Origin of the sequence: Paracoccus sp. UBA5162 (assembly GCF_002413585.1) — a bacterium.
Taxonomy (GTDB): domain Bacteria; phylum Pseudomonadota; class Alphaproteobacteria; order Rhodobacterales; family Rhodobacteraceae; genus Paracoccus.
Window position 1 is genome coordinate 1 of sequence record NZ_DHXG01000001.1, and the last position, 13,136, is coordinate 13,136.

Genomic DNA, 13,136 nt, shown 5'->3' on the forward strand with positions numbered 1-13,136 from the left:
CCGGGCGCGCTGACCCGCATGGCCATGCCCGCGGTGGTCAGGGCCGGCCCCGTCGCGACCGCGGCGGCATCCTCCGCGTCCAGGCGGATCAAGTTGCCGCTGATCTTGGTCAGGGCCGCGCCATCCTGACCGATCGCCAGGACAGGCTGGCTGGTTTCGGTGTAGGTGAAGGTGCAGGCCGCGCCGTTCGGGAATATCTGCGCGATGTCATCATTGGTCAGGAATTCCGGATCAAGGACGCTGACCTCGGCCGAGGACAGGGCCTGATCGACGCTGACGACCTGGGCCGCCGGGGGATTTTCCTGCTGGGTCGCATCGCCCGAGGCTTCGATGTCGGCGATCAGATACCGCATCTCGGCGATTTCCTTGTCCTGGGCATAGATGATCTCGTCGGCCAGCTTGCGCACGCGCGGATCCGAGATATCGGCCCGGCTCGATGTCATGATCGCGATCGAATGGTGCGGGATCATCGCGCGCATGTAGCTTGTGTCGCCCACCGTGAACTGGCTGCGCACCAGCCACAGCGAAACGCCGAAGACCACGCCCGCGCCCAGGAAAATGGCGATGTTCAGAGACTTGCTGGAATACATCGACAGCATGAAGGCCAGCATGATGACCGCCATCGTGGCCCCCATCAGCAGCGCCATGTAGGCCCGCGTTTCCGACCAGAACACATGCGAAAGCAGATAGGTGTTGAGATACATCAGACCGAACATCACCACCGTCGACGTGGCGATCATCGCGGCAAAGCGGCCGTAACCCATTCCGCCCCCGCCCCCATGGCCTTCATTGGTCTTCTTCATGACGAATTGATCCCCTTTTCGTTGCGTTATACCAATACCCACTATATGTATCCCCAAACCCCATGGTGGGGATCGGGTTCCACGATGGCGGCGATGAAACCGAACAAGCAGCGCGCGCTCGATCGTCTTGCGCGGATCGAAGGTCAGGTCCGTGGTATCGCCCGCATGGTCGAGGAGGATCGCTATTGCGTGGACATCCTGTCACAGACCGCGGCCGTTCATTCGGCGCTGATGGGGGTCGAACGGATGCTTCTGGAAAACCATGCCCGACATTGCGTCGAGGCCGCGATCGCCAGCGGCGAACCGGACGAACAACGCGCAAAGTTCAACGAGTTGATCGCGCTCTTGCAAAAGACGCAGCTTCAGGGGCGGACGTGACATGGTGTCGCAGGCTTTCGGCGCCCGATCCGCGGCAAGATCGGCGTCGCTGTCTCCCGGCGTCGGGATGAATTCGACCAGGCGACACGGACATGGCGCCTGTCCAGGACGGGACGGGGATCGGCCAGGGCGGCGGCAACAGGTCTGAAATTTTTTTCAGCTTCATGCCCGGATCACGCGAGTTTTTGTTGAACCTCTGGCCGCTGCAGGTTTTATCGGAACGGGACCAAATCGAGATTGCCGCAGGGGTATTGGACTTTTGGGCAACGATCACTTCATTGATGTCACAGGCATTGACGATATCGAACGACCAAGGAAGGGCAAAAGATGCTGACGAGACGACACTTCATCCAGACAACCACGACATTGTTCTCTGCGTCAATATCTGGCCCCCTGTTTGCCAGCACCTGGCCGGATGCCGCCCAGAAGGCCGCCTGGGACGCGGAGGTCACGCCGCCGGGCTATGATGCGGCCACGACCAATCCGTGGGGTCTGCACCCGCGCTATCTGCCCCAGCGGGTCGTGGCGAATGACGGGCTTGTCCCGGGCGATATCCATGTCGATGCGGTGGCGAAATATCTTTATCACATCGAGACCGGCGGAACCGCGATGCGCTATGGCGTGGCGATCGGGCGCGGCGACCTGTATGAACCGGGCGTCTACACGATCAAGCGCAAGGTCGAATGGCCGCACTGGACCCCGACCCAGAACATGATCGAACGCGAGCCTGAAATCTACGCGAAGTTTGAAAACGGGATGGAGCCCGGACCCGAGAACGCGCTTGGGTCGCGCGCCCTGTATCTGTATGTCGGCGACAGGGACACCATGCTGCGCATCCACGGAACGCCGTTCCCCAAAAGCATCGGCAGCCGCGCCAGTTCCGGCTGCGTGCGCATGGTCATGGTGCATATCAACGATCTCTATCCGCTGGTGGAACTCGGCTCGACCGCGTTCCTGTATTCAGCCTCGGACAGCGTGACGTCCTGAAGCCGGGGCCGGTCCCATCCCCGGATCGCCGGCCGGGGCCTATGCCCCGGCGGGGTCAGGCTCGCGGTTGCCTGCAGATGGGACGGCCATCGGCCGTCGTCAGGGGAAGAAGCGTGGTTTCGACCTGTCCGCGATGTTCGTACCAATAGCAGTTGTCCTGCGGCAGAAGGCGCGCAGAGGCGATGTCCTGTCCCGGCGCGGCAAGCGCGTAAAGTTCGGGCGGAAGGGCGTCGGGCGCGGTTTCGGCAACCTGCGTTCTGGGTGTCATGCTGGTGCAAGCGGTGCTGACCAGAACCGTCGCCAGGACAAAGTAAGGTTTTCTTTTCATCTGGGTCGTTTTCCTGCGTGATGAACCTTGTCGGTATCCTTGTTGCATTTGAACCCCTGACTCACAAGCCTGCCAGCGGTCAAGTTTGTGTCGAGTGTGAACGGACAGGAAAAATTCCGGCAAGGCCGAATTATGCCTTGAAGCTACAGTTGCTGTAGGGACTATCTTCTGCTGAACTCATCGAATCCCGAGGTCAGTTCATGCCATCCGACAATCACAAGCACGATCACGCACAGGATCACGATCACAATCATGATCAAGATCACAAGCACGATCACGCCGGCCATTCACATGCTCAGGCCCACAGCCACGATCATGGCGGCGGCGCCTGCTGCGGCAGCCAGGCGGCAAGCAGCGTCGTCCCGGCGCCGCCGCCCTCCTCCGCGGCGGGAAGAAGCTTTCAGGTTTCCGGTCTCGATTGCGTCGAGGAAGTGGCGATCCTGAACAAGGTCGTCGGCCCGAAGATCGGCGGTGCCGAGCATCTGGCCTTCGATGTCATCAATGGTCGCATGACCATTCTCGACAGCGCCGACACGATTTCGGATGACGAAGTGACCAAGCTGGTTGCAAGCACCGGGATGAGCGCGAGGCCCTGGAGTTCCGAGAACGCGGCCGAGGATCAGGCCGCGCACCTGAAGCGGCAGAAATTCTTCACCGCGCTTTCGGGCGGGTTCTGGGCTCTGGGATTCATCTGGCATGGCGTGGAATCCGGCACTGCGGGTCTGGTGCGAATCTTTTCGGACCACGGCGAGACACCGATGCCGCTGATCGAGATCGGCGCTTTTTTCCTGGCCATCGTCTTCGGCGCATGGCTGGTCGCGCCCAAGGCCTGGTCCTCGGCCCGGCGGATGTCACCGGACATGAATTTGCTGATGATCGTCGCGGTTTCCGGCGCGATCCTTCTGGGCGCCTATTTCGAGGCGGCGACGGTGGCCTTCTTCTTCTCGCTCTCTCTCTACCTGGAAAGCTGGAGCGTGGGGCGCGCGCGCAACGCGGTCTCGGCGCTTCTGGATCTTGCGCCGCCGACGGCGCGGGTGATCCGCGATGACGGGACCGAGGCCGATGTCCCTGCGGCCCAGGTGGCCGTGGGCGACCGCTTCGTGGTGCGCGGCGGCGACCGCATTCCCCTGGACGGCGAGGTGACCGAGGGCGTGGGCGCGGTCAACCAGGCACCGATCACGGGCGAAAGCGCGCTGGTGCCGAAGGAACCGGGCGAGGATGTCTATGCCGGCACCATCAATGGCGAGGGCACGCTGACGGTTCGGGCGACCAAGGCCGCCAGCGACACGGTCCTGGCCAAGATCATACGCATGGTCGGCGACGCCCATGCGCGCCGCGCACCGGTCGAGCAGTGGGTGGCCAAGTTCGCCCGCATCTACACCCCCATCGTGATGGTGCTGGCGATCCTGATCGCGGCCGTGCCGACGCTGGTCTTCGGCGGGGCCTGGGACTACTGGTTCTACAACGCGCTCGTCCTGCTGGTGATCGCATGTCCCTGCGCGCTGGTCATCTCGACCCCGGTTTCCATCGTCGCCTCGCTGACCTCTGCCGCGCGTGCCGGGGTTCTGATCAAGGGCGGCGCCTATGTCGAGGCGCCGGGCCGCACCACGGCCCTGGCGATGGACAAGACCGGAACCATTACCATGGGCGAACCCGAGGTGGCGGCGGTTCATCCGCTGGGCGGCGCCTCGGCGCGTGACCTGATGTCGGTGGCGGCGGGACTTGAAGCACGGTCCTCGCACCCGCTGGCCCGCGCCATCCTTGCCCGTGCCGAAGCCGACAGCATCGCGGTCTCTGCCGCCGATGATACGCGGACGGTGCCGGGGCGCGGCCTCGAAGGGCGGTCGGGCGGTCGTTCCGTCTGGCTCGGCTCGGATCGCTTCGCCAAGGAAAAAGGCTTCGACGGCATCATTCCCAAGGAATTGCGCGACCGGATCGAAGGCGCGGGCAGCACGCTTGTGGCTGTCGGAGACGAGGCCGGGGTCACCGGCGTCCTTGAACTGCGCGACCGCATCCGCCCGGACGCGAAGGGCATCGTCGCGCGGCTTCATGCACAGGGCGTGAAGACCATCGTCATGCTGACCGGCGACAACGAACGGACCGCGCGTGCGGTCGCGGCGGAAGTCGGCATCGACGAGGTCCGCGCCGAGCTTCTGCCCGAAGACAAGGTCACGGCCATCGAAGAACTGGTCGCCCGGCACGACATGGTCGCCATGATCGGCGACGGGGTGAACGATGCGCCGGCCATGGCACGGGCCAATTATGCCATCGCCATGGGCGCGGTCGGTTCGGACGCGGCGATCGAGACGGCGGACATCGCCCTGATGACCGACGATATCGGCCGGGTGCCGTGGCTGATCGGCCATTCGCGCCGCACCATGGGGATCATCCGCCAGAACATCGGCATCTCGCTTGCGACCAAGGCGCTTTTCGTCGGGTTGACCGTGCTTGGCATGGCCTCGATGTGGGGCGCGATCGCCGCCGATGTCGGTGTCTCGCTGGTGGTCGTCGCCAACGCGCTGAGACTGCTGAACGGGCACCGGACCGACGCCAGGCCTTCGGGCGGAAAACCCGCCGCCAGGCCGGTTTCCGACGGCGTTCTTGCCCCCGGACATTGAACCGGCGGGCCCGCCCCGCTTGCCTTGGAAGGCAACCGGAACCGAACACGAGGAGCGTCGCGTCATGACGAATTTCAAACTTCCACGACGCGCGCTTGTGGTTTCGGGACTGGTTGCCTTCCTGTCCGCCTGCGCCAGCAAGTTCCGCAGCTATAGCGGGCCCGAAGTGACGCGGCTGCGAATGTACAAGGCGCAGCGGCTGCTTTTCCTCGATGGCAAGGAGCGGGTATTGAAGACCTATCCGATCGGGCTGGGCTTCGCACCCGAGGGACACAAGCAGTTCGAGGGTGACGGGCGGACACCCGAGGGATCCTATATCATAGACCGCAGAAATCCCGAGAGCCTGTTCCACCTGTCGATCGGGATTTCCTATCCCAACGAGGCCGACATCGCCTTTGCCGAGGCGCGCGGGCGGTCTCCGGGCGGGGACATCTTCATTCATGGCGGCCCGCGTCCCGGCATCGATCCGGAGAATGTGCGCGACTGGACCGCCGGCTGCATCTCGGTCACCGATGCCCAGATCGAGGAAATCTATGCCATGGTGAAGAACGGCACGCCCATCGACATCTACGCCTGAGCCCGACCGCTCAGCCATGGCGCCGCGAACAGCAGCGCCACACCGCTGACCACGAACACGTCGGCAAGGTTGAAGGCGGGCCAATGCGCCGCGCCGATATAGACATCCAGAAAATCCGTCACAGCCCGATGGCGCAGGCGATCGACGATATTGCCGGCGGCGCCGCCGATGATCGTGCCATAGGCCAGCGCCTCGACCCGGCTGGGGGTTCGCACCATCAGAACCGCCAGCCAGACGCAGACGGCAAGCGCCACCGCGACCAGGCTCCACCACGGCGCGCCGCCGAGCAGACCGAAGGTCACGCCGTCATTGCGAAAAAAGACGAGGTTGAAGCCGGGAAAGACGGCGACGCCGGAACTGAGCGCGGCTGCCTTGGCGACGACAAGCGCCTTGGTCGCCTGATCGGCTGCCAGCGCGAAAAGCGCCGCGGCGATTCCGATCGTCAGTGATTTCTTGTTTTTTTCCATAATCTTATCCTGACCAGATGTCCAGAAACGGCCTCAGATCGAAATCGGCGGACAGACCCGTTGCCACCCTGTTCTGGCGGCTGCCGCAAAGCGATCGGTCGGCAAGGCTTCCAACCAAGCCGGGCCCGTTCGGAGAAGGGAATTCCATGATCGTGTTTGTCCCAGATTGCCCGTTCAGCCTTTCGAAAACCCCGTGAAGACCTTCGCCGGTCGATGGTTCCGGACCCGAAGGACATCACCAGCCTGACGGCCCTCTAGCCGACCGGCGCCCTTTGAACCATAGGGCATTTCCGGACCGGCGAGGCCGGGCGCGCCAGGGTGCCCGCGAATGCCCGGCGCCGCGACCGGACGCCCGACAGCATGGCCGCGGCCCGATTCCCGGCTCGACTTGTCGCATAAAGCCTCTGGTGGCTGGAGGTTCAAGCACGGCTGCTGCGACAACACGTCACGCGCGCCCGCTAGCCGGCACTTGCAAATCCGTCGCTCGAAACCTACAACTACTTTACCTTTTACGGAGGCGATGATGCTGACGATCGGCAGTCTGGCGAAAAAGACCGGCACCAAGGTGCAGACCATCCGGTATTACGAACAGATCGGGCTGATGCCGGAACCGGGCCGGACCGGGGGCGGGCAGCGGCGCTATGGCGATGCCGAACTCGACCGCCTGTCCTTCATCCGCCACTCGCGGCAGCTCGGCTTTCCGCTGGACGTGATCCGCGAGCTGCTGGATCTCAGCGACCATCCCGACAAATCCTGCGACGAGGCGGATGCGATCGCGCGCCGTCAGCTGAAACAGGTCGAACAGCGCCTTGCGCGCCTGAAGGCGCTTCGCACCGAACTGAAGCGGATGGTTCACGAATGCAGCGGCGGGCGCACCGCCGACTGCCGGGTGCTTGAGGTGCTGCGCGACCACACCGAATGTCTCACCCAGCACGACCAGATGGGCGCCTGACAGGCCCGCTGCCGGTCAGCGCCGGGCCCGGATTCGAACGCTGATCCTCCTGATGCACCCCCATTCATGGCAGTCATCTGCGAATGGTCACGAAGATGTCGCACTGCCCGACTAGAACACGGGCGAACAACATCGATGGAGACCGAGATGCGTGGATCGATATGGGCAGTCGCGTCAATCCTTGGCGCCAGCGTCGCAAATGCGCAGAACCTGCCGCAGGCGTCGTCGCCCTGGTATCAGCAGGCCCAGGAGGCGCTGCAAGAACGGCTTGCCAACCAGCCCAACACCAAGCGTGCGAAAAACGTCATCCTGTTCGTGGCCGACGGCAACGGTGTCGGCACGAACTATGCCTCGCGGCTCTTTGCCGGTCAGCAGCAGGGCGGGCTGGGCGACGATTATGTCCAGCCGTTCGAGGCTTTTCCCAATGTCGCCCTGATCAAGACCTATTCGACAAACGGGCAGACCCCGGATTCCGCCCCCACGGCAAGCGCGATGAACAGCGGCATCAAGACGAAAAACGATCTGATCAACGTCACTGAAAACGTCGCCGTCAGCGACTGCGCGGCCGGACTTGAGAACGGCGTCCGCACCTTTGCCGAAATCGCCGCCGAGCAAGGCAAGTCCGTTGGCGTCGTCTCGACGGCGCGCATCACCCATGCCACGCCGGCGGCGGTCTATGCGCGCACCGCCAACCGCGACTGGGAAGACAATTCCGACATTCCCGAAGGCTGCGCCCAGCCCGATATCGCGGTTCAGCTTCTTGACCAGATGAAGAACGGCGTCGTCGATGTCGCCATGGGCGGCGGTCGCAGGCATTTCCTTCCCCAGGACGCAACCGATGCCGAGGGTCAGCCGGGCCGCCGCACCGACGGGCGCGATCTTGTCCAGGAGGCGCGGGACGCCGGCGCCCAGGTGGTGTTCGCAAGCGACGATTTCGCCGCGCTCCAGGCCAGCGGCAATGCGCCGATCCTCGGGCTGTTCGAATCCAGCCACATGCAATACGAGGCCGATCGCAGCGGCGAGCCCTCGCTTGCCGAAATGACCGCGACCACGATCAACGCGCTGTCCGCGAACGACCAGGGCTTTTACATGATGGTCGAGGCCGGCCGGGTCGATCACGCCAACCACGGCGGCAATCTCTATCGCACGGTGACGGACGGCAAGGCCTTCGCCGATGCGGTCGCCAGCGCCATCGAACTGACAAATCCCGAAGACACGCTCATCATCGTCACCGCCGACCACGAACACGCCATCGCCTTCAACGGCTATTGCGGCCGCGGCTCCTCGATCACCGGCCTTTGCAGGCAGATCGACGAGGCCGGCACCGAGGCGCTGGCCGAACCGGCACTGGGCGATGATGGCAAGCCCTATACCGTCGCCGGATATCTCAATGGTCCGGGCTCGGTCATGCAGGAACAGGCCGACGGCACCTGGTCAGGATCCCGGCCCGAGGTTTCGGCGGACGAGGCCGAGGGACGCGACTACATGCAGCAGGCGCTGCTGCCGACAAGTTCCGAAACCCATTCCGGCGAAGACGTGGCGCTGTTCGCGCGCGGTCCCTGGGCGCATCTGTTCGGCGGCGTGATGGAGCAGAACGAGATCTTTTCGGTGATGAACTACGCGATCAAAGGACAGTAGCCGCGGCGGTCGCGCAAGCGCGTCAAACCGGACGACTTCGACGGCGGCGCCCCGAAAACGGGCGCCGCCTTCCCTTCGGCCGGGCGCATCCGGCTGTGCGGCAGGACCGGCGAACCACGCGCCAAGCCGGAACCCGTTCCGGGCCCGTAGCGTTCCCCGAACCATAACGTCGCATGGGGACAGGAAAATTGGCCGAGACGATCGACGAAAAGAACGAACAGCAGCGCCGTGTGTTGTGGATCGTTCTGCTGCTCAACCTCGCCATCGCAATCGGATTCTTCGTCACCGGCGCGATCGGGGATTCTAGCGGTCTTATCGCCAACGGGCTGGACAACACCTCCGACACGGTCGTCTACGCCATCAGCCTGTTCGCGGTGTCACGCGCCGGCAAATGGAAGCGGGCGGCCGCCAACGTTTCGGGCGGAATGCTGCTGCTGTTCGCGGTCGGCGTCCTCGTCGATGCCGTCCGGCGCTATTACGCCGGGTCCGAACCGCTGGGCGGGCTGATGATCGCGATGTCGGTGATTGCGGCCGTGGTCAACGTGATCTGTGTCTGGCTTTTATCACGGCTGAAGGAACCCGACGTCAATGTGCGGGCCGCGAACACCTTCAGCTGGAACGATTTTGCCGCAAATGGCGGCATCCTTCTTGCCGGAGGACTGGTCTGGTGGCTGGGTGACAACTGGCCCGATCTGGCCGTCGGCGTCGGCATCGCCGGGGTGTTCCTGTGGGGCGGCGTGAAGATCCTGCGCGATGCCCATGGCGAGCATCACAAGGCAGTGCATGGAGACGAAGGATGAACGCCGCCTGGGCCTATACCCTGATTCCCGCCGCCGTCACGCTGCTGGCGGCGGTCATCGCGGTCAACCTGCGGCCCGGGGCGGTCCTTGTCAGCGCCATCCAGCACTTTGCCGCAGGCGTGGTCTTTGCCGCCGCCGCCGGTGAAATCATGCCGGATATCGCCCATAGCGGGTCTCCGTTCGTGACGATCATCGGTGGATTCGCGGGCATCGCGGTCATGCTGGGGATCCGTCAGCTGGAACGGGTCATCAAGGGGCCGGCCGGTTTCCTGACACTGGTCGGGGTGGATCTTCTGATCGACGGGCTGGTTCTGGGGATCGCCTTCGCGGCAGGCGGGCAGGCCGGAATATTGCTGACGATCGCATTGAGCGTCGAGATTCTGTTCCTGGGGCTGGCCATTGTCACGGAATTGTCAAAGACGACGCAATCGCGGATCAGGATCATCCTGACCGTCGTGGCCCTGCTGGTGTTTCTGCCCTTGGGCGCGCTGGTCGCGACACCGATTGCCGGGTTTCCGGACCAGTATATTACTGCCTTTCTCAGCTTCGGCCTGATCGCGCTGCTTTACCTCGTGACCGAGGAATTGCTGGCCGAGGCCCATGAAATACCCGACCGGCCCTGGGTCGCGGCGATGTTCTTCGTCGGCTTCCTGCTGCTGCTGGCGCTTGAGGAAGTGATGTGATGAACCGTCCCGCCAGAAGATGGATCCATCATGCCGCATGATCACGCCCACCCGCATATCGACCCCGATTCAGGCGATCGTCGGGTATCGATCGCGATCTGGGCCAATGGGATCCTGACCGTCGCGCAGATCGTCGGCGGCATTCTTTCGGGCAGTCTCGCGCTGATTGCAGACGCGCTGCACAATTTCTCGGACATGGCGTCGCTGGTGATCGCATTCGCGGCCCGCAAGATCGCCCGCCGGCCGGCCGATGCCAGCATGACCTTCGGCTATGGCCGGATCGAGATCGTGGCGGCCCTGATCAATTACACGACGCTGATCCTGATCGGATTCTACCTCATCTACGAAGGCGGGATGCGGATGATCGACCCCCCGCAGGTGCAGGGCTGGACGGTCGTCATCCTGGGGGGCATCGCGCTGGTGATCGACACCCTGACGGCGATGCTGACCTATTCGATGATGAAGGGCAGCGTGAACATCCGCGCGCTTTTCCTGCACAACCTTTCGGACGCGGCAGCTTCGGTCGCGGTCGTCGTCGGCGGCACGCTGATCATCCTCTACGACATGCGGTGGGTCGATCCGGCCATCACCATCGGCATCGCGCTTTATATCCTCTATCTGGCCTTCACCGAAATCGGCGGCCCGGCACGGACGCTGATGCTGGGCAGCCCGCCCGACATCGACAACGAGGCGGTCGTCAGGGCGATGCGCGACGTCGACGGCGTTGCGGACCTGCATCACGTCCATCTGTGGCAGATGCAGGAACACGAGGTCGCGCTGGACTGCCACGTCGTCCTGACCGCCCAGGGATGGGACGAAAGCGAAGGCATCAAGTCCGCGATCAAGGACCGGCTGAGACAGGATTTCGGCATCACCCATTCCAGTCTGGAGTTCGAGCACGAGGACCGCGCCCACGATGACGCCGATCTCTACGGACACCACAATGCTGACGACAAGGGCAAGCCCCATGGTCACGGAAACGCCGACAGCGCATGAGGCGCATCATCGGCGTGACCTGCGAAGCCTAGACACGATGGCTCAACACCGTGAGGGTCCGCAGCCTGTCCGCATCAAGCCGTTCGGCCGGTCCGGTCCGGGGCCGAGTTTGCGCCCGGCCACCACCGGCGGCAGCCCGCCGCCATGATGCGGCAATGGGTCGCGGCGCTTGCTCCGGCGACGTGGCATTGCTAACGCTTGGGCAGCAGTGATCCAACAAACTGAAAAGGCCGCCCGATGTTTTCGCGTCTCGCTTTCATCGCATCCATGACCCTGACGCTGGCCGCCTGCGAGGGCACCGGCCTGCCCGGCTCGGGCAGTCAGCAGGAACCCGCGGCCCAGGGTCACAAGGGGCCGCCCGATGTCTCGCCGCTGGAGGCGCCGATCGAGACGGGCGGTGGCAAGACACCGGTCGCGACCGTCAACCCCGAGACCTACAACACCGCCGCCTTCAGCGCCCGCGGAAACGAGCCGTTCTGGGCCGTGGATGCAGCGGGCTCGACCGCGATCTACCGGACGCCCGACAACCAGAAGGGCCGCGCCGTGCGGGTGAACCGGATCGCCTTCGCCGAAGGCGTGGAGTATATCGGCGTGCTGGGCGGACGGCCCTTCGTGCTGACGGTACGCGGCGATGATTGTCGTGACGACATGTCCGGCCAGCGTTTCCCGATGACCGCGGCCCTTACCGTCTCGGGCCGCACCAACCGCGGCTGCGCGGGGCCCGCATCGGCCGAGGTCGCCCAGGCCGTCGCGGCCGTCAAGGCCCCGGCCCCGGCGGCGCCGAAAGCCGCCCGTGCCGCGGCCCCCAAACCGGCTTCGACCAAGCCTGCACCCAGGCCCGCCGCCGCCTCAGCAACTCCGGCCGCAAGCGAAGGCACGGGCGAGATGCCGCCCGCGCCGGACGCCTCGGCCGGATCAGAGGCGGGCGGCGGCACCGGCAGCAGCGGCGTTCCCGCCCCCGCGCTGCGGCTTCCCTCGACGCCGCCCAGCGTTTCGGGCGACGCATCGACCGACACCCCGACCCGGTGAGTGACCTGCGACGGCCCGCGACCTGCGACCCGGAAGCCGCACCCGGTCCGCGATCTGCCGCTGGCGGGATGCAATCGAGCCGCGGCATCGTTATGATCGCCCGAATCCGAATGGGAGGAGCTGACCCGATGCGCCGATCTCCGCTTGTCCGCCGCCTTCTGGTGACGACGCTGCCTGTCGCGATGGTGCTGGGATCGGTCAGTTCGACTGCCGTGGCCGAACCGCTGCTGGGCCGCACCTTGTCCACCTATGGCCTGCCCGGCGGCATCGACACGCCAACCGCCGAGGTGATGCCGGACGGCTCGCTCAGCGCCGCCATCTCGTGGTCGGATTTCGGACGGCGCGCCAATGTCGGCTTTCAGGTCCTGCCCGGCCTGACCACGGTTCTGCGCTATTCCCGGGTGAACGGGGTCAGCGACTACCGAAACGAGGACTTCATCTCGGACCGGTCGCTGGATATGCGCTATCAGATTCTGGGCGAACAGGGATGGCGCCCCGCCGTCGCCGTGGGACTTCAGGATTTTCTGGGCACCGGCGTCTATTCGGGCGAATACATCGTCGCCACCAAAAGCGTGACGCCGAAGGTTCGCGTTTCGGCCGGCCTTGGCTGGGGGACGCTGGCGGGAAAGCCGCGCCTTTTCGACGACAGCGGCCAAGGCGGCACACTGAACGCCGATGAATGGTTCTCGGGCGGGGCGAAACCCTTCGGCTCGGTCAGCTGGCAGGTCAATGACCGCCTGTCGCTGGTGGCGGAATATTCCAACGACACCTATATCGCCCGTCGCGGCAACGGCGTGGTCTATCAGCAGGGCAACAAGGATCCCGGCAGCAAGCTGAACCTTGGCGCCTATTACCGCTGGGGCGAGGCCTATCAGGCCGG

At 64.5% G+C, this 13,136-nt stretch carries 14 protein-coding genes; 11 read left to right on the forward strand and 3 right to left on the reverse strand.

The window, feature by feature from the left end:
- Positions 1-764 (reverse strand): DUF305 domain-containing protein (locus tag B4A72_RS00005; protein WP_292977924.1); only part of this gene is annotated, 764 nt, incomplete at its 3' end.
- A gap of 132 nt (positions 765-896) precedes the next feature.
- Between B4A72_RS00005 and B4A72_RS00010 the strand changes: the two genes are divergently transcribed.
- Positions 897-1,181, forward strand: a complete 285-nt coding sequence (locus B4A72_RS00010) for a metal-sensitive transcriptional regulator (protein WP_292956868.1) — start codon at positions 897-899, stop codon at positions 1,179-1,181.
- 327 nt (positions 1,182-1,508) lie between these two features.
- Positions 1,509-2,168, forward strand: coding sequence for a L,D-transpeptidase (locus B4A72_RS00015; RefSeq protein ID WP_292956865.1), 660 nt, complete (start codon positions 1,509-1,511; stop codon positions 2,166-2,168).
- A 55-nt stretch (positions 2,169-2,223) separates the two neighbouring features.
- Here the strand turns inward: B4A72_RS00015 and B4A72_RS00020 are convergent, their stop codons facing one another.
- Positions 2,224-2,496: a hypothetical protein gene (locus tag B4A72_RS00020; RefSeq protein WP_292956862.1), complete on the reverse strand. Its 273-nt coding sequence runs from the start codon at positions 2,494-2,496 to the stop codon at positions 2,224-2,226.
- Between the two features lie 431 nt (positions 2,497-2,927).
- Between B4A72_RS00020 and B4A72_RS00025 the strand changes: the two genes are divergently transcribed.
- Positions 2,928-5,114 carry a heavy metal translocating P-type ATPase gene (locus B4A72_RS00025; protein WP_292957056.1) on the forward strand — a complete coding sequence of 729 codons (2,187 nt, stop codon included), beginning with the start codon at positions 2,928-2,930 and terminating at the stop codon, positions 5,112-5,114.
- A 64-nt stretch (positions 5,115-5,178) separates the two neighbouring features.
- Complete coding sequence (locus tag B4A72_RS00030; protein ID WP_292956859.1) at positions 5,179-5,691, forward strand: L,D-transpeptidase family protein; 513 nt, start codon at positions 5,179-5,181, stop codon at positions 5,689-5,691.
- Here B4A72_RS00030 and lspA read toward each other — a convergent pair.
- Entirely contained in the window at positions 5,682-6,158 is a 477-nt protein-coding gene (gene lspA / locus B4A72_RS00035; RefSeq protein ID WP_292977923.1) for a signal peptidase II, read from the reverse strand. The two genes, B4A72_RS00030 and lspA, sit on opposite strands and share 10 nt — an antisense overlap.
- A gap of 523 nt (positions 6,159-6,681) precedes the next feature.
- On the opposite strand from lspA, the gene B4A72_RS00040 reads away from it, so the two are divergent.
- The 7 genes from B4A72_RS00040 to B4A72_RS00070 form a co-directional block, all read left to right on the forward strand.
- The gene (locus tag B4A72_RS00040; protein WP_292957053.1) at positions 6,682-7,110 is read left to right on the forward strand and encodes a MerR family transcriptional regulator; all 429 of its coding nucleotides are present in this window, start codon (positions 6,682-6,684) and stop codon (positions 7,108-7,110) included.
- 147 nt (positions 7,111-7,257) lie between these two features.
- Positions 7,258-8,748, forward strand: a complete 1,491-nt coding sequence (locus B4A72_RS00045) for an alkaline phosphatase (RefSeq protein WP_292956853.1) — start codon at positions 7,258-7,260, stop codon at positions 8,746-8,748.
- Between the two features lie 188 nt (positions 8,749-8,936).
- Positions 8,937-9,548, forward strand: coding sequence for a cation transporter (locus tag B4A72_RS00050; RefSeq protein WP_414692173.1), 612 nt, complete (start codon positions 8,937-8,939; stop codon positions 9,546-9,548).
- Complete coding sequence (locus B4A72_RS00055; protein WP_292956847.1) at positions 9,545-10,231, forward strand: ZIP family metal transporter; 687 nt, start codon at positions 9,545-9,547, stop codon at positions 10,229-10,231. Before B4A72_RS00050 ends, B4A72_RS00055 begins: the two co-directional genes overlap by 4 nt.
- 30 nt (positions 10,232-10,261) lie before the next feature.
- Entirely contained in the window at positions 10,262-11,227 is a 966-nt protein-coding gene (locus tag B4A72_RS00060) for a cation diffusion facilitator family transporter (protein ID WP_292956844.1), read from the forward strand.
- Positions 11,228-11,494: 267 nt separating this feature from the next.
- Positions 11,495-12,256 (forward strand): hypothetical protein, encoded by a 762-nt coding sequence (locus B4A72_RS00065; protein WP_292956841.1) that lies wholly within the window; start codon positions 11,495-11,497, stop codon positions 12,254-12,256.
- Positions 12,257-12,384: 128 nt separating this feature from the next.
- A partial coding sequence (locus B4A72_RS00070; protein WP_292956838.1) for a YjbH domain-containing protein occupies positions 12,385-13,136 on the forward strand: 752 nt, incomplete at its 3' end.